The 15116-nt window shown below is 58.8% G+C and carries 18 protein-coding genes; 8 read left to right on the top strand and 10 right to left on the bottom strand.

Annotated elements, in window-relative coordinates:
* Nucleotides 1-29 precede the first annotated feature (29 nt).
* Nucleotides 30-653: a ribosome biogenesis GTP-binding protein YihA/YsxC gene (gene yihA / locus ACZ5FP_RS04790; RefSeq protein WP_288191831.1), complete on the top strand. Its 624-nt coding sequence runs from the start codon at nt 30-32 to the stop codon at nt 651-653.
* A 22-nt stretch (nt 654-675) separates the two neighbouring features.
* Here the strand turns inward: yihA and ACZ5FP_RS04795 are convergent, their stop codons facing one another.
* Together ACZ5FP_RS04795 and ACZ5FP_RS04800 are read right to left on the bottom strand one after the other, a co-directional pair.
* The gene (locus ACZ5FP_RS04795; RefSeq protein ID WP_464662463.1) at nt 676-1395 is read right to left on the bottom strand and encodes an anti-sigma factor; all 720 of its coding nucleotides are present in this window, start codon (nt 1393-1395) and stop codon (nt 676-678) included.
* On the bottom strand, nt 1392-1931 hold the full coding sequence (locus ACZ5FP_RS04800) for a sigma-70 family RNA polymerase sigma factor (RefSeq protein ID WP_464662465.1): 540 nt from the start codon (nt 1929-1931) through the stop codon (nt 1392-1394). Before ACZ5FP_RS04800 ends, ACZ5FP_RS04795 begins: the two co-directional genes overlap by 4 nt.
* 183 nt (nt 1932-2114) lie before the next feature.
* Here ACZ5FP_RS04800 and argB point away from each other — a divergent pair, with 183 nt between their 5' ends.
* A complete protein-coding gene (gene argB, locus ACZ5FP_RS04805) occupies nt 2115-3008 on the top strand; it encodes an acetylglutamate kinase (RefSeq protein WP_105737814.1) in 894 nt (297 codons plus the stop codon).
* Here argB and ACZ5FP_RS04810 read toward each other — a convergent pair whose 3' ends face one another.
* Entirely contained in the window at nt 3009-3491 is a 483-nt protein-coding gene (locus tag ACZ5FP_RS04810) for an Lrp/AsnC family transcriptional regulator (RefSeq protein WP_464662467.1), read from the bottom strand.
* A gap of 122 nt (nt 3492-3613) precedes the next feature.
* On the opposite strand from ACZ5FP_RS04810, the gene phhA reads away from it, so the two are divergent.
* Nucleotides 3614-4447: a phenylalanine 4-monooxygenase gene (phhA, locus tag ACZ5FP_RS04815; RefSeq protein WP_464662468.1), complete on the top strand. Its 834-nt coding sequence runs from the start codon at nt 3614-3616 to the stop codon at nt 4445-4447.
* Here the strand turns inward: phhA and ACZ5FP_RS04820 are convergent.
* Nucleotides 4444-5121: a GGDEF domain-containing protein gene (locus ACZ5FP_RS04820; protein ID WP_464662469.1), complete on the bottom strand. Its 678-nt coding sequence runs from the start codon at nt 5119-5121 to the stop codon at nt 4444-4446. The two genes, phhA and ACZ5FP_RS04820, sit on opposite strands and share 4 nt — an antisense overlap.
* A 240-nt stretch (nt 5122-5361) precedes the next feature.
* On the opposite strand from ACZ5FP_RS04820, the gene ACZ5FP_RS04825 reads away from it, so the two are divergent.
* The gene (locus tag ACZ5FP_RS04825; protein WP_464662471.1) at nt 5362-6087 is read left to right on the top strand and encodes a pyrimidine 5'-nucleotidase; all 726 of its coding nucleotides are present in this window, start codon (nt 5362-5364) and stop codon (nt 6085-6087) included.
* A gap of 86 nt (nt 6088-6173) precedes the next feature.
* Here the strand turns inward: ACZ5FP_RS04825 and ACZ5FP_RS04830 are convergent, their stop codons facing one another.
* Nucleotides 6174-7016 carry an LOG family protein gene (locus ACZ5FP_RS04830; RefSeq protein ID WP_223612113.1) on the bottom strand — a complete coding sequence of 281 codons (843 nt, stop codon included), beginning with the start codon at nt 7014-7016 and terminating at the stop codon, nt 6174-6176.
* 153 nt (nt 7017-7169) lie between these two features.
* On the opposite strand from ACZ5FP_RS04830, the gene dapD reads away from it, so the two are divergent.
* Nucleotides 7170-8024 carry a 2,3,4,5-tetrahydropyridine-2,6-dicarboxylate N-succinyltransferase gene (gene dapD, locus ACZ5FP_RS04835; protein WP_223612111.1) on the top strand — a complete coding sequence of 285 codons (855 nt, stop codon included), beginning with the start codon at nt 7170-7172 and terminating at the stop codon, nt 8022-8024.
* A gap of 83 nt (nt 8025-8107) precedes the next feature.
* The gene (locus tag ACZ5FP_RS04840; protein WP_464662473.1) at nt 8108-9403 is read left to right on the top strand and encodes an MFS transporter; all 1296 of its coding nucleotides are present in this window, start codon (nt 8108-8110) and stop codon (nt 9401-9403) included.
* Nucleotides 9404-9408: 5 nt separating this feature from the next.
* On the opposite strand, the gene ACZ5FP_RS04845 is transcribed toward ACZ5FP_RS04840, so the two are convergent.
* Nucleotides 9409-10437, bottom strand: coding sequence for a 2-dehydropantoate 2-reductase (locus ACZ5FP_RS04845; protein WP_464662475.1), 1029 nt, complete (start codon nt 10435-10437; stop codon nt 9409-9411).
* Nucleotides 10438-10538: 101 nt separating this feature from the next.
* On the opposite strand from ACZ5FP_RS04845, the gene dapE reads away from it, so the two are divergent.
* Nucleotides 10539-11726, top strand: coding sequence for a succinyl-diaminopimelate desuccinylase (dapE, locus tag ACZ5FP_RS04850; protein WP_464662477.1), 1188 nt, complete (start codon nt 10539-10541; stop codon nt 11724-11726).
* A 6-nt stretch (nt 11727-11732) separates the two neighbouring features.
* Nucleotides 11733-12344, top strand: a complete 612-nt coding sequence (locus tag ACZ5FP_RS04855) for a hypothetical protein (protein ID WP_464662479.1) — start codon at nt 11733-11735, stop codon at nt 12342-12344.
* Here ACZ5FP_RS04855 and truA read toward each other — a convergent pair.
* From truA to def, 4 genes are read right to left on the bottom strand one after another with little or no spacing between them, the layout of a single operon-like run.
* A complete protein-coding gene (truA, locus tag ACZ5FP_RS04860) occupies nt 12296-13081 on the bottom strand; it encodes a tRNA pseudouridine(38-40) synthase TruA (protein ID WP_346308141.1) in 786 nt (261 codons plus the stop codon). The genes ACZ5FP_RS04855 and truA overlap by 49 nt on opposite strands.
* A complete protein-coding gene (locus tag ACZ5FP_RS04865; protein ID WP_464662481.1) occupies nt 13081-13578 on the bottom strand; it encodes a GNAT family N-acetyltransferase in 498 nt (165 codons plus the stop codon). The genes truA and ACZ5FP_RS04865 overlap by 1 nt, the downstream gene beginning before the upstream one ends.
* Nucleotides 13575-14504, bottom strand: coding sequence for a methionyl-tRNA formyltransferase (gene fmt, locus ACZ5FP_RS04870; RefSeq protein ID WP_464663173.1), 930 nt, complete (start codon nt 14502-14504; stop codon nt 13575-13577). Before fmt ends, ACZ5FP_RS04865 begins: the two co-directional genes overlap by 4 nt.
* A 9-nt stretch (nt 14505-14513) precedes the next feature.
* Nucleotides 14514-15044 (bottom strand): peptide deformylase, encoded by a 531-nt coding sequence (gene def / locus ACZ5FP_RS04875; RefSeq protein ID WP_105737786.1) that lies wholly within the window; start codon nt 15042-15044, stop codon nt 14514-14516.
* Between the last annotated feature and the right edge of the window lie 72 nt (nt 15045-15116).

Consider the following 15116-nt stretch of genomic DNA (forward strand, 5'->3'; position numbering starts at 1 on the left):
ATACGAACCGGCTGATCGAGAAGGGCCGGATGCTCTTTGCGCAGGGCTGGGTTTTCATTCGCGGCGTTCCGTCCATGAAATTCCTGCCGCCCGAAGGACCCATCGAAATCGCCTTCGCCGGGCGCTCCAATGTAGGCAAGTCGTCGCTCATCAATGCGATCATCGGCCAGAAGGGTCTGGCGCGCACCTCCAACACGCCGGGGCGCACGCAGGAACTCAACTATTTCGTCCCGGATGGCCATTCCGGTGAAAATGGCGATCTGCCGCCGCTCGCTGTGGTCGATATGCCGGGTTACGGCTTTGCGGAAGCACCGAAGGAACAGGTCGATGCATGGACGCGGCTTGTCTTCGATTACCTGCGCGGCCGTACGACGCTGAAGCGCGTCTATCTGCTTATCGATGCCCGTCATGGTGTGAAGAAGAACGATGCGGAAGTGCTCGATCTCCTGGATCGCGCGGCGGTGTCCTACCAGATCGTTCTGACCAAGATCGACAAGATCAAGCCTGCCGGTGTGCCGCGCCTCATGGAAGAAACGGCGCAGGCCATCAAAAAGCGCGCCGCTGCCTATCCAACGATCCTTGCCACGTCGTCGGAAAAGGGCGGCGGGCTGGATGAGCTGCGCGCTGCAATCGCGCTTCTCCTCGAAGAATAGAGCCTTACCAGCTTCCTTGATTTCAGATGCTGCTCACAGCGCCCGCTGCGAGGACAGCGCCGGTGGGCGCTCCGCTTGGAGAGCCGCCTGCCGGTTCAACCGAAATGGCCAGGGTCGTTCCATCCCTAAGCTTTGCGGCAGTTGGCGCGGGTACATCGAACTCCGTCACCTTGGGCGATTTGAGAACGCCCAGCGACACGGGAGCGTCCTTTCCCGCAATCAGCCAGAGTTCCAGCGACTTGTTCTGCGGAATATCTCCTGAAACCAGCGTAATCCTGAGCTTTCTCGACTTGCTGTCAAAAACAGCAAGGCTTCGCATTGGACCGCTGTCGCTTGCCATGGAGGCAACAAGCTGCGCAGGCGCTGGTCCGGTCTGGCGCAGAACGTACTCCCTGCCGAAGTTGAACAGGACCAGTGCAAGCGCTGCAACGGCAACCGTTCGCCAGAATGCCAGACTGTTCCAGAAGGAGGCGCCGGCCGCCACGCGGCCCGAGTCGATGCCAAACAGGCGCTGGTCGATCTGGCTCTTCAGATAGCTGGGTGCCGTCACCGGCTGAAATTGCACGTTCAATGGGTCGAACCGGTTCTGCCAGTCGGATACGAGGCGCGCAAAGGAAGCATCGGTTTCGATGCGGCGGGCGGCATCCTGCCGCTCCTGATCCGGCAGCACGCCCAGCACATACTCGGCTGCGACGAAATCGTCGCCTTCCGGCATTGTGTCATCGGGTGGTATCGTGCTCATCGTTCCAGACATTCCTTCAGTTTCATCAGGCTGCGGCGCAGCCAGGTTCTCATCGTATTCAATGGCACCCGGTGACGGATCGCCAGGAGATCATAGCTTTCGCCGTTCAGATAGGCGCCCCGCACGGCTGCGGCCCGGTCAGAATCCAGCTGATCGAGACACTCGTTGATGCGCTTTGTTTCACCGGATGCAATGGCAGACTGCTCGGGATTGAGGGACGGTTCCGCGAGACCGACCGCCTTTTCCAGTTCAGCTGTTGCTGGCTTGCGGGCACGCAGTACGTCAATCGAATGATTGCGCGCAATAGCCACCAGCCACGAGATGGGGCTTGTATCCGTGACGGCAAACCGGTCAGCCTTGTTCCAGATTTTGACGAAAATATCCTGCAGTGCATCCTCTGCTTCCGAGCGATTGCCCAAGATACGCAGGCATACGCCGAATAGTTTCGCGCTCGTGGAGGTATAAAGCTTATCGAACGCCGAGCGATCCCGCAAAGCGACCCGTGAAATCAGCTCTGATATGCCTTCGGGTGTCATGCGACCGGCGTTTCCAACTCTTTGACTATCCAGAGTCCTGCCCCTAAGTTAAATCTGCGGATATGTTGTCCTGTCAATGGGCCGCATGCAAAAACGTTCCCGCCCACCCTAAATCATGTTTGCCCATGACCGTCTTTAGGGTTATGAGACCCCGTCCTTTTCAAGCTGGAGCTTGCTTCCCCCATGTCCGAGACTGAGCACACCGCAGAAATTCAGGCAAGCCTTCTATCCGCGGCTCTTCCCTATATGCAGCGATACGAAAACAAGACCGTTGTTGTGAAATATGGCGGCCATGCCATGGGCAATGTGGAGCTTGGCAAGGCCTTTGCCCGCGATATCGCCCTGTTGAAGCAATCCGGTATCAATCCGATCGTTGTGCATGGCGGTGGCCCGCAGATTGCATCGATGCTTGCGCGCATGGGCATCGAATCGAAATTCGAAGGCGGCCTGCGCGTTACCGATGCGAAGACGCTCGAAATCGTCGAGATGGTTCTTGCCGGTTCGATCAACAAGGAAATCGTTGCGCTGATCAATGCGGAAGGCGAATGGGCCATTGGCCTGTGCGGCAAGGATGGCAACATGGTCTTCGCCGAAAAGGCCAAGAAGACGATTGTCGATCCTGATTCCAATATCGAGAAGATTGTTGACCTTGGCTTTGTTGGTGAACCGGTCGAAGTGGACCGCACCCTGCTGGACCTGCTTGCCCGCTCGGAGATGATCCCGGTCATCGCGCCGGTTGCGCCAGGCCGCGACGGCCATACCTACAACATCAATGCCGACACCTTTGCGGGCGCCATTGCCGGTGCATTGGCCGCTTCGCGCCTGTTGTTCCTCACGGATGTCCCCGGCGTTCTCGACAAGGACAAGAAGCTCATCAAGGAACTGTCCGTCGGTCAGGCCCGCGCGCTGATCAAGGACGGCACGATTTCAGGCGGCATGATCCCCAAGGTCGAAACCTGCATCGATGCGATCAATCGCGGTGTCGAAGGGGTCGTCATCCTCAATGGCAAGACCCCGCATTCGGTTCTGCTCGAACTCTTCACGGAACGTGGTGCGGGAACGCTGATCGTTCCCTGATCATCGTTTCAGATGGTCGAGCGGAATCTTGCCCGGCCCCTTGATGTTCTGCAGCACGAGCTGGGTGTGCACGTCGCGCACACCCTTGAGGCGCATCAGCCGGTGCATGACGAAATCGTTGAGATCATCGACGGTGGGCACCATTACGTGCAGCAGGAAATCGTGCTCGCCGGTCATCGTCCAGCAGGATGATACCTCGTCCATGCGCTGGATTTCCGTGATGAACCGTTCCGGCGATTCATCGCTGTGCGATGTCAGCCGCACCTGAACGAAGACCTCGACCATGAGCCCGATGGACCGGCGGTCGATCACGGCGGCAAAGCCTTTGATGACGCCGGTTTCCTGCAGGGCGTCAAAACGTCGACCGCAGGGCGTGGCCGAAAGCCCGATGGCCTGCGCCAGATCGGTGATGGGCACCCGGCCATTGTCGCGCAGGACCTGCAGCATCTTGATCTCAAATTCGTCAAATCGAGGGGATGTCACTTGTTTTTCTCCAGGATATTATATTTTCCTCTCCAGATAGTGGTTCATTGAGGCAATAAGGTCAAATTCACTCGATTTCTCGGAGTATTCTGGATGTCAGAATGGGAATTGAGGAGGAATTCATGACCATCAGTGTTGAGGCCTATGCCCGTGAATGTGCAGCACAAGGGTTGCGCGGTGACTATCATGCCTGCCAGCCGGATTTTACCGTCGAACAGCAATATGACTACTCGGCGGAAGATCAGGAGGTGTGGCGTATCCTCTGTGATCGTCAGACAAAGCTCACGTCGCGGCTTGCCCATCACAGCTACCTCGACGGCGTCGATGCGCTGGGCCTGCTCGACCGTATCCCCGATTTTCATGAAGTAAGCGAACGGCTGCGCAAATTGACGGGCTGGGAGATCGTGGCGGTTCCCGGTCTTATCCCGAACGAGCCGTTCTTCGATCATCTTGCCAACCGCCGCTTCCCGGTCACCAACTGGTTGCGCAGCAAGAAGGAACTGGACTACATCGTCGAGCCGGACATGTTCCATGACTTCTTCGGCCATGTTCCCATTCTCAGCCAGCCGGTGTTTGCGGATTTCATGCAACTCTACGGTGAAAAGGGTGCCGCTGCGGTCCGGATCGGCGGTGAACAGATGGTCGCACGGCTTTACTGGTACACGGCTGAATTCGGTCTGATGCAGGAAGAGGGCGCCCCGCTCAAGGCTTTCGGTGCCGGCCTGATGTCATCGTTCAGCGAATTGCAGTTTGCGGTCGAAAGCCCGGATGCACACCACGTTCCATTCGATCTGGAAACGGTCATGCGGACCGCCTACGAGATCGACAAGTTCCAGCGCGCCTATTTTGTTCTCCCAAGCTTTGCCGCGCTGCGCGATGCCTTCGAAACCGCCGATATGGCCACCCTTGTTGCCCGGTGGAAGGACAGCGCGCCGCTGGACCCATCGGCAATCTAGGCTGCGGTTTTCATCGCTGGTTTCACGATAACGCAGTTGCGGCCATTGCGCTTGGCCTCGTAAAGCCTGCGATCGGCGGTCTGGAAATGATCGGCGATCGCCCCTGTCGAGACATCGATCACCCCGCCAATGCTGACGCTGAGCGGAACCCGCTCATTTTCAGGCGTCCGGAATTCAATCAACGTCACATCTTTGCGAATGATTTCGGCAATGGCGCGCACCTCGTCCTCGTGTTCCGTCGCCAGGAAAACCGCAAACTCTTCGCCGCCGATGCGGCCGATGCTGTCGTTCTCGCCGATGCTGCGTGATATGCAATGGGCAATGGCGGTCAGCGCGCCGTCGCCATTGTAATGGCCGTGCTGGTCGTTGATTTTCTTGAAATGATCCGCGTCAATGATCAGCAGGGATCCGGGTATCTGCCGGCGGACCCTGTCCACATGAGTGAAAAAAGCTTCACGGTTGAGCAAGCCCGTCATGCTGTCGCGGGAGGCTTTCTCCAGGAGCTTGGCATTGGTTTCCTCAAGCTGCAGCATGACGTGACTGAGTTGAATCAGGGTCACGCGCAGTCGCTCGGACTGCCGGAACACCATCAGCGAGATCGGCGGGGTAATCGTCAACGGACAGATCGTGGCGATCACGAAGCCCATTTTGTTGTGCATGTCGAAAGCACTCATGATGCTCCCGGTGATCAGCAAAGAACAGACAATCGCGATCAGTGTGACAAGCGCACATTTGTACAGAATTCTGAACATTTCACCCCTAATGCTGCTACCTGATTACTATGCTGCATTCATGAAGCGGCTGTTAGCGGAAAATGTAAAAACGGTCGTAGTTCGGACTTTTTTCGTCTATTGAGTCGTTATGGCAACAGACTGCCTGTCCCGTTACCGATGTCCTTGCAATGGCGAGTATGCATGACGAAAAATCCCGATCCTCTGAATTTTGCCCATGTAACGGACTGGGTGTTCGATCTGGACAACACGCTTTACCCGCATCATTCCAATCTGTTTTCGCAGATCGATGTGAAGATGACGGGCTATATCGCGGATCTCCTGCAACTTTCCCATGCGGATGCCCGCCAGATGCAGAAGCAGTTCTACAAGGATTACGGGACGACCCTCAAAGGGCTGATGGATCGCTACAATATCGATCCGGACGATTTTCTGCAGAAGGTCCACGATATCGATTACTCATGGCTGGTTCCCAATCCGGCACTGGCCATGGCGATCAAACATCTGCCGGGGCGCAAGTTCATTTTCACCAATGGTGACCGTGGCCACGCGGAGCGGGCGGCCCGACAACTCGGTGTCCTCGACCAGTTCGACGATATTTTCGATATTGTCGCGGCCGAACTGATGCCCAAGCCGGCGCGGCAGGCCTATGACCGCTTTCTTGATCTGCACGGGATCGATGCCAAGAGCAGCGCCATGTTCGAGGACCTCGCGCGCAATCTGGTCGAGCCGAAGGCGCTCGGCATGAAGACAGTCCTGATCGTGCCGCACAATTTCGAGCCGACGTTCTCCGAGATATGGGAACGCGATCCGGATTATACCGATCATGTCGATTACGTGACCGACGATCTGGCGTCGTTCCTCAATGCGATCCAGCCGGGGCAGGTCCGCGCAGGCTTGCCCGCCTGAAGCGATTTACATCGGTCGAAGCGGTCATCGACGCTGCGGTGTACCGGGTCCTGGCCCGGCCCCCGCAGCCGCGATGAGGCAGAGGGTCAGGGCAGCTCGTAGAAGGTCTTGATCACGTCCCACGCCTCTTCGGCGTCATCGACAAAGGTGATCAATTCCCTGTCCGACGGCGAAATGACACCCTGTTCGGCCAGGAATTCAAAATTGATCGCCTTTTCCCAGAATGACCGGCCGAAGAGGAGGACCGGGATGCGCTCCATGCGCCCTGTCTGGATGAGTGTCAGCGTCTCGAATGTCTCGTCCATGGTGCCGAAGCCGCCGGGGAAAATCGCAAGCGCTTTTGCCCGCATCAGGAAGTGCATTTTCCGGATGGCAAAATAGTGAAAATTGAAGCAGAGCTCCGGCGTCACATATTCGTTTGGCGCCTGTTCGTGCGGCAGGACGATGTTGAGACCGATCGTCGGCGCTCCGATATCGGCTGCACCGCGATTGCCAGCTTCCATCACGCCGGGACCGCCGCCGGTAACAACGACAAACTCGCGGTTGTAGGTGGTCGCGGAATAGGTCGAGCACAGCTGGGCGAACTTGCGCGCCTCGGCATAATAGCGCGAATTGGCTTCAAGGTTCTTCTTCTGCACTTCGTTCTTCGCAGCCCAGGCTTCACCGCCGGGCTCGGGAATACGCGCGCCGCCGAAAAGCACGACTGTCGAACGGATACCCCGCTGGGTCAGTGCCATTTCCGGCTTGAGCAATTCAAGCTGCAACCGTACTGCGCGCAGATCGCGGCGTGTCATGAACTCCGGATCGGCAAAGGCAAGACGATAGGTGTCCGATTGTGTTTGCGGGGTCTCGGGAGCGGTTTCTACCCGCCGTACGGCTTCGGTGGAGTGGGAAAATGGCGTCCAGCCGTTTTTTTCATCAGTATTCAATTATATTCTCCTTCTGCGGACGCAAGTGACGCTTACAGACATTAAATCCTATTCGTCGTCCAACATTGTGGCGCTGCGATTGACCCTCTCACAGACTTATCTTACTAGGCCTTACATCAGCCTTAACCGCCCGTGCAATGGAGTGACCTGAAAATGTCCAAGCCCGACCTGGCCAGTCTTGAAAAGACCATCAACAAGGCCTTTGACGAACGCGATGCCGTGAACACCGAAACGCGCGGCGAAATACGCGACGCGGTTGACACGTCATTGCTGCTTCTCGACAGCGGCGAAGCCCGTGTTGCCGAACGGCAGGCGGATGGTGCATGGACCGTCAATCAGTGGCTCAAAAAGGCTGTGCTTCTTTCCTTCCGTCTCAATCACATGGGCATCATCGACGGCGGACCTGGCGGTGCACCGTGGTGGGACAAGGTTCCCTCCAAGTTTGATGGCTGGGGCGCGACCGAGTTCAGCAAGGCGGGCTTCCGCACGGTGCCAAGCGCGATTGTCCGCCGTTCGGCCTATATTGCTCCCGGCGCCATCCTGATGCCGTCCTTCGTCAATCTCGGCGCCTATGTCGGCGAGGGGACGATGGTGGATACATGGGCCACGGTGGGCTCCTGCGCGCAGATCGGCAAGCATGTGCACCTTTCCGGCGGCGTCGGCATCGGCGGCGTTCTTGAGCCCATGCAGGCAGGCCCGACCATCATCGAAGACAATTGCTTCATCGGCGCCCGCTCGGAAGTGGTCGAAGGCTGCATCGTGCGTGAAGGCGCGGTCCTCGGCATGGGCGTGTTCATCGGCAAATCGACAAAGATCGTCGACCGCGCCACCGGTGAGATTTTCTATGGCGAGGTACCGCCCTATTCGGTCGTTGTCGCGGGCACCTTGCCGGGCAAGCCTTTCCCGAACAATGAACCGGGCCCGAGCCTCTATTGCGCGGTGATCGTCAAGCGCGTCGACGAGAAGACCCGCTCCAAGACCTCGATCAATGAATTGCTGCGTGACTGATTAGGCGATTTACATCTGGACAGACGGAGATTCCCGACAGAAGCTGGTACCCAAGCCGATTCCATCTCAGCTGAGGTACCAGTATGACTGTGCAGGCTTCCCTTCTGACCCGCGACTATGACGCCAAGCGGCGCCATGCCATTGCCGCCGCCACCATCGGCAATGGCCTCGAATGGTTTGATTTTACCGTCTACGGCTTCTTCACGCCGATCATCGCGCGCCTGTTCTTTCCCGCGATCAATGACCTGACCTCGATCCTGCTCACGGTCGGCACCTATGGCGTCGGCTTTTTCATGCGTCCGGTCGGGGCAGTGGTTCTTGGTGTCTACGCCGACCGGAAGGGGCGCAAGGCGGCATTGACCCTGACAATCCTGATGATGGCGTTCGGCACGGCACTGCTCGGCTTCGCGCCGACCTATGCGCAAGCAGGCATTGTCGGACCGCTGGTTATTGTTCTGGCGCGGTTGATCCAGGGTTTTTCCGCTGGTGGAGAGATTGGCGGCGCGACAGCTTTTCTCATCGAGTATGCGCCGCCGGAAAAACGCGGATTCTATGCCAGCTGGCAGCAGACAAGTCAGGCGCTGGCCGTCGTGCTCGGCGGTATCTGCGGCACCATCGTCACGCACGCGCTTGATCCCGCTGCCATCGACAGCTGGGGCTGGCGTGTGCCGTTCCTTCTGGGTTTGCTGATCGGACCGGTCGGGTTCTATATCCGTGCCCGCGTCGACGAGACGCCGGTCTTTACCGACAGCCACACGCAGAAGAGCGAGTCGCCGCTGCGTGACGCGCTCAGGGATCATCCGCGCGGTATCGCATCCGGCTTTGGCGTCACCATTCTCTGGACGGTATGCACCTATGTGCTGCTGTTCTACATGACGACCTATGCGGTCAAGCAGCTCAACATTCCGCTCGCCGATGCATTCGTTGCGACGACCATTGGCGGGCTGGTGCTGATGCTGGGTTGTCCCATTGCCGGGGCCTTGTCGGACCGCGTGGGGCGCAAGCGGCTGTTGCTGGCCGCCGCCATTGCCATCGGCGTGCTGATCTATCCTCTGTTCGCGTGGGTCAATGCCAAGCCAGATCTGATGACTCTCGCCATTGTCCAGGGCATTCTCGGGCTGCTTCTCGCCGCATTCACCGGACCGGCACCGGCACTGCTGGCCGAGCAGTTTCCTGCCGGGCTGCGCTCCACCGGGCTGTCACTGGCCTATAATTTCGCCGTGACCATTTTCGGCGGTTTTGCCGCTGTCATCGTCACGCTCCTGATCGAGGCGACAGGTACGAAACTGGCTCCGAGTTTTTATGTGATGGCGGCGGCGCTGGTGAGCGCGCTGACGCTTCTGACCATGAAGGACAAGACGGGAAGGCCGATCGACTGAACCGTTTACGCGACGAATTTCTGGCGGATCTCGGCCACCGCATGGCAGCGGACCGGCTGCCCCTCGGCCTGTTTGACGCAGGCAATGACCTTTTGCGCCAGGGGCGTGGGGACATTCTTTTCCCGGGCCAGTTTCACGATGACACCCTGGAGGTAATCGATTTCGGTGGTCCGGCCACGGGAAAAATCCTCCCACATGGATGAGCGGGCACGCGGGTCGATAGCCAGCATCCTGCGGGCGATGCGGCGGAAGAGAAAATCGGGCAATCGCAGAATCCATGGGAGTATCGCGGGTGATACGCCTTGGACCGGGGCTGCAACAATGCCATGTGCACGCATGACTTTTAGGCCTTCGCCCATCTGATCGGCAAGCAAGACGCGCCAGTCACGGTCCGCAAGCTGTGCGGCAAGCGGCAGGTTTGATAGGGCGTTGAGCGCGTTGTTCAGGTTCATCATCAGCTTGCCCCAGAGAATGCCTTGCATATTGTCGTGGTGGCTGACCGGAAGGTCCGGCGTCGACAGGGCTTCGGCAAAGCCTTCGACCTTGTTTTCGACAAGGATCGTGCCCTGCGTGGTGCGGCGTACGCTCAGCGGCAGTGCGCCCGCATCCGATTGGACAACGTTGAAAGGCACCATCCCGGCAATCACCGTCATGCTCTCCGGGAGGTTCTTTTGCAGAACGTCAGCGTTGCCAACGCCGTTCTGCAGGCTGACGACAATGCTGTCAGCAGGAGCGTATCTGGCGATCAGTCCCGCCATCTCGTGTGTCGCGCCGCTCTTGACCGCAACGAGAATGATCCGCGCCTTGTCGAAGGCAGTGGCAGGGTCCTGCGTGAGAGAAAGCCGGTCCGGCGATAGAAGCCGCTCCGTGCCGTCGAGATTGACAATTTTCAGGCCTGCGCGCCGGATTTCCTCCGCCACGCGCGGCCGTGCCAGGAACGTGACGGCTTTTCCAGCGGCGGCAAGCTGCCCGCCGACATAACAGCCAATGGAACCGGCACCTGCGACAACAATGCGGCTGGTGTTTTCAAGCATTGGCGGGCCCCGGTTTGACGCAATCGTCAGCCATTAAAACAGATGCACGCATTGTGATCCAGTGCGTGACAGGATGCTGCTTTTGGATTATCGCTTTGCACATGACATCCTCGACAGATCCCGTAAAAAACCTCGCCCAACTCATTGCTTGTCCATCGGTTACGCCAGCGGAGGGCGGTGCTCTCACCACGCTCGAAGCCATGCTGGCGCCGCTGGGCTTTTCCGTCGAGCGCCCCATCTTCAGCGAAGACGGGACGCCGGACGTTGAAAACCTCTACGCCAGACGTTCGGGCAACGGGCCGCATCTGATGTTTGCCGGTCATACCGATGTTGTTCCCGTCGGTGACGCGGCGGCCTGGACCTATCCGCCGTTTTCGGCGGCGATCCACAAGGGCGAGATGTACGGTCGCGGTGCGGTCGATATGAAGGGTGGCATCGCCTGCTTTGCCGCCGCCGTTGCCCGCCATATCGCGAAGAACGGTGCTTTGAAGGGCTCGATTTCGTTCCTGATCACCGGCGATGAGGAAGGCCCGTCGATCAACGGTACCGGTAAATTGCTGGAATGGGCCAAGGCGAGGGGCGAAACCTGGGATGCGGCCATCGTCGGCGAGCCGACCAATCCCGACAAGCTGGGCGATATGATCAAGATCGGCCGGCGCGGTTCGCTCTCGGGAACAATCACCGTCCATGGCGTCCAGGGGCACGCGGCCTATCCGCATCTGGCCGACAGCCCGGTTCGCGGGCTGGTGACGCTGGTGGACAGCCTGCTTTATCCGGCTTTCGACAAGGGGACGAAGAACTTTCAGGCGACCAACCTGGAAGTCACGACGATCGATGTCGGGAATCCTGTTGTTAATGTCATCCCGGCCAAGGCAACCGCAACGTTCAATATCCGTTTCAACGACACATGGACCGATGAGACGCTGATGGCGGAAATCCACAACCGTCTCGACAAGGCATCCGGGCGGCGCAAACTGCGGCCGGGCCGGAAAACCCCGGTCAATTACGAGCTTGTCTGGCGCGACCGGCCGAGCCATGTCTTTCTCACCCATGATGAAAAACTCATCGGCACGCTGACGGCTTCGGTCGAGGCCGTGACCGGCAAGCGGCCGCAGCTGTCGACGTCGGGCGGTACATCCGATGCGCGCTTTATCAAGGATTATTGCCCGGTGGTCGAATTCGGGCTTGTGGGGCAGACCATGCACATGGTGGATGAGCGCGTGGCGGTCGCAGACCTGGAAACGCTGACACAAATTTACGAGCGGTTCATTGCCGACTTTTTTGCCTGAGCGACCATGCTGAATTTTGAAGACATCCAGCGTTATTTCTGGGGCTCGTGGCGGATCATGAACGGCCATGCCGACGGTCTGGAGTTCTTCGACCTTTCCGAAGACGGTTTCTGGCAATCATTCCAGGCCATCACGGTGTCGCTGCCGCCCCTGATTTTGAGCTGGATTGTTTTTGCCAATGATGCGGTGGCCTTCCGGCCGGAAACAGGAACCCGGCTTTCCCTGATCGGCCGGATCGCCTTTGTCGATTTGACCGCGTGGGTCCTGCCATTGGTGGTGCTGCTGTTTGTTGCACCGCGAATTGGCCTGCGCAACCGTTTCAGTGTCTATGTGATCACCAGCAACTGGGGTTCCGCATTGGTGAACTGGCTGGTTGTGCCGGCCACACTGGTTCATATTTTCATTCCGACTCGGCCCCAGCTCTCGCTGGGTGTCGACCTCATCCTCAACGCCGTTGCGCTTGTTTTGACCTATCGATTGACGCATGTGGCATTGAAGAAAACCTACGCCTATACGACTGCGTTCTTCGCCATTCTGGTCACTGGATATATTGTTCTGGTGGTTGTTCTTCAGAGTGTGCTGGGCATTGCCATGCCGGAGCCGGTCACACTCGGATAATCCACGCCGACGAGGTAGAGCCCGTAAGGCGGCGCGACAGGCCCGCAGGCCTTGCGGTCCCGGGCGGCAAGGGCATCGCTGACATCATCGGCTGTCCAGCGCCCGCAACCCACTTCGTTCAACGTTCCTGCAAATGACCTGATCTGGTTGTGCAGGAACGAGCGCGCGGATGCCCTGATTTCGATGATTTCCCCGTTGCGGAGCACACTGAGGTGATCGAGCGATTTGACCGGGCTTTTTGCCTGGCACTGGGTGGCGCGAAAGGTGGTAAAGTCGTGGGTTCCGACCAGCCGTTGTGCCGCCTCGTGCATTGCCTCCGCATCGAGCGGCTTCTTCACCCACCACGCGCGGAATGCTTCCAGCGGTGCCGGCGGACGGCGATTGATGATGCGGTAGAGATAATGCCTGCCCGTCGCGGAGAAACGCGCATCGAAATTCTCGGTCATCCGCTCGACATTGATGATCCCGACCGTTTCTCCGGCCACAACCAGATGGGCGTTGAGCGCCTCGCGCACCTTGGCGCTGCTCCAGTCCTTGGTCAGATCCACATGGGCAATCTGGGCAATCGCATGCACGCCGGAATCCGTGCGGCCCGCTGCGCCAAGGGAGATGGTTTCGCCGCAAAACTTGAAGATAGCCTGCTCGATGGCTGCCTGAACGGTATGGCCGTTTTCCTGTCGCTGCCAACCCGCATAGGGGGTGCCGTCATATTCGATGGTGAGTTTGTAGCGCGGCATCAAAGGCCCTCGAACGCTCTGGAATAGACCAGCGTTCCTGACAGAGGTGCATCAGCGAAAGCCAGCGCCTGGAGATACTCGCCCTGATATTGGCTGGCAAAACCCGATGCCCGTGCATTCGTATAGCCGAAGCGGCCGTAATAGCCAGGATCGCCGAGGACAATGGAAAGGGTTTCGCCCATAAGCACCAATTCCTGATGCGCGGCCCTGATCAGTGCCGATCCGACGCCTTTGCCCTGGTGACCGGAGACGACACTGAGCGGCGCCAGTGCAACCCCGTCAAAGCTGGTTCCATTCTCAACGCGCAGCCTTGAAAAAAGGATGTGGCCCGCCAGGCCACCATCGAACTCCGCAACCAGTTCGAGCACGATATCGCCGTTGCCACCGAGTTGCTCGACCAGCCTTGCCTCATCCGGTCCCGCAAAAGCGTCTTCGACGATAGCTGAGATCAACGCGCGGTCCGCGGGCTGTACGCGACGAATGGTGATGCTGCTCATGGCAGCTTCGCCCCTTGCGCAATCTTGGCGCCGCGCTGGAATTCCTGCCCGTCCATCGCCTTGCCGCCCGCCCGCTGCAGCGCGCGCAAACGCACTGCACCTTCTCCGCAGGCAATGCGCAGATCGTCATCGAGCGCCGTGCCCGGCACGCCGGCACCGGTTGCAAGCAGCGAGCGCAGCAACTTGACGCGTTCGAGGCCGTCACCGATCTCCATCTCGCACCAGGCGCCCGGAAACGGTGCAAGACCGCGAATACGGTTATGGATGTCAATGGCCGGCAGGGTCCAGTCGATGCGGGTTTCAACCTTGGTGATCTTCGACGCGTAGGTGACGCCGTCTTCCGGTTGCGGGGTCAGGGTGAGGCTGTCCCGTTCCAGCGCGGCCATGGCGCGCACCATCAGGTCTGCCCCGATCATGCTAAGCTGGTCATGCAACTCGCCCGCGGTCGTGTCGGGTGTGATCTTGACCTTTTCGGCCATGGCGACCGGGCCGGTATCCAGCCCTTCATCCATTTTCATGATCATCATGCCGGTTTCGCTGTCACCCGCCATGATGGCCCGCTGGATCGGTGCGGCGCCGCGCCAGCGCGGAAGAAGCGAGGCATGGCCGTTGTAGCAGCCAAGGCGCGTGCCTTCGAGAATGGCGGTGGGCAAGATCAGGCCGTAAGCCACCACGATGGCAACATCCGCATTGAGATCGCGGAACGCCTGCTGTTCCTCGGGGCTTCGAAGGCTTTTGGGCGTGCGCACTTCAATGCCGAATTCTTCGGCATTGCGATGAACGGGCGAGGGGGTCAGTTCCAGTCCGCGCCGGCCTGCCGGACGCGGCGGCTGACTGTAGACGGCGACGATCTCATGGCCCTGGCCAATGAGCGCGTTGAGAACCGGCACGGAGAATTCCGGGGTTCCCATGAAGACGATACGCAGACTCATGGCTTACACCGCCAGCCGGCTCGGAACGCGATCCTTGGCAAGCTTCTTGAACTTCTTCATCACCATTTCACGCTTGAGCCGCGAGATGTAATCGATGAACAGAACGCCGTTGAGGTGGTCGATCTCGTGCTGAAGGCAGGTTGCCAGCAAACCGTCAGCCTCGATCTCGTGCTTCTTGCCTTCGATATCGAAATAGGCAACGCGCACTTTTGCCGGACGTTCCACTTCCGCATAATAGTCCGGAATGGAGAGGCAGCCTTCTTCATAGACGTTGCGTTCGGTGCTCGACGACAAAATCTCGGGGTTGATGAAAACCTGAGGTGCCTTCGGTTCGTCTTCCTTGGCAAGGTCGATTACCAGCATGCGCAGCGGTTCCGCCACCTGAATGGCGGCGAGGCCGATCCCCGGCGCGTCATACATGGTGTCGAGCATGTCGTTGGAGAATTTGCGCAAATCGGCGTCAAAGCGCTCCACGGGTTTGGAAACCTGGCGCAACAGCGGATCGGGAAGAATGACAAGCGGTTTGATAGACATGAGCATCACCTAATATCTCGGCTTTCAACCGTCAATCCCGGCATAAATGGCATTTGTGAAAATGTTCTCGTT

Source organism: Phyllobacterium sp. T2-21 (assembly GCF_055378485.1).

Bases quoted from the DNA above. Each gene is read 5' to 3' on its own strand.
- yihA (WP_288191831.1), top strand. From the start codon at position 30: ATGCTCTTTGCGCAGGGCTGGGTTTTCATTCGCGGCGTTCCGTCCATG.
- ACZ5FP_RS04795 (WP_464662463.1), bottom strand. From the start codon at position 1,395: ATGAGCACGATACCACCCGATGACACAATGCCGGAAGGCGACGATTTC.
- ACZ5FP_RS04800 (WP_464662465.1), bottom strand. From the start codon at position 1,931: ATGACACCCGAAGGCATATCAGAGCTGATTTCACGGGTCGCTTTGCGG.
- argB (WP_105737814.1), top strand. From the start codon at position 2,115: ATGTCCGAGACTGAGCACACCGCAGAAATTCAGGCAAGCCTTCTATCC.
- phhA (WP_464662468.1), top strand. From the start codon at position 3,614: ATGACCATCAGTGTTGAGGCCTATGCCCGTGAATGTGCAGCACAAGGG.
- ACZ5FP_RS04820 (WP_464662469.1), bottom strand. From the start codon at position 5,121: ATGAGTGCTTTCGACATGCACAACAAAATGGGCTTCGTGATCGCCACG.
- ACZ5FP_RS04825 (WP_464662471.1), top strand. From the start codon at position 5,362: ATGACGAAAAATCCCGATCCTCTGAATTTTGCCCATGTAACGGACTGG.
- dapD (WP_223612111.1), top strand. From the start codon at position 7,170: ATGTCCAAGCCCGACCTGGCCAGTCTTGAAAAGACCATCAACAAGGCC.
- ACZ5FP_RS04840 (WP_464662473.1), top strand. From the start codon at position 8,108: ATGACTGTGCAGGCTTCCCTTCTGACCCGCGACTATGACGCCAAGCGG.
- ACZ5FP_RS04845 (WP_464662475.1), bottom strand. From the start codon at position 10,437: ATGCTTGAAAACACCAGCCGCATTGTTGTCGCAGGTGCCGGTTCCATT.
- dapE (WP_464662477.1), top strand. From the start codon at position 10,539: ATGACATCCTCGACAGATCCCGTAAAAAACCTCGCCCAACTCATTGCT.
- ACZ5FP_RS04855 (WP_464662479.1), top strand. From the start codon at position 11,733: ATGCTGAATTTTGAAGACATCCAGCGTTATTTCTGGGGCTCGTGGCGG.
- truA (WP_346308141.1), bottom strand. From the start codon at position 13,081: ATGCCGCGCTACAAACTCACCATCGAATATGACGGCACCCCCTATGCG.
- ACZ5FP_RS04865 (WP_464662481.1), bottom strand. From the start codon at position 13,578: ATGAGCAGCATCACCATTCGTCGCGTACAGCCCGCGGACCGCGCGTTG.
- def (WP_105737786.1), bottom strand. From the start codon at position 15,044: ATGTCTATCAAACCGCTTGTCATTCTTCCCGATCCGCTGTTGCGCCAG.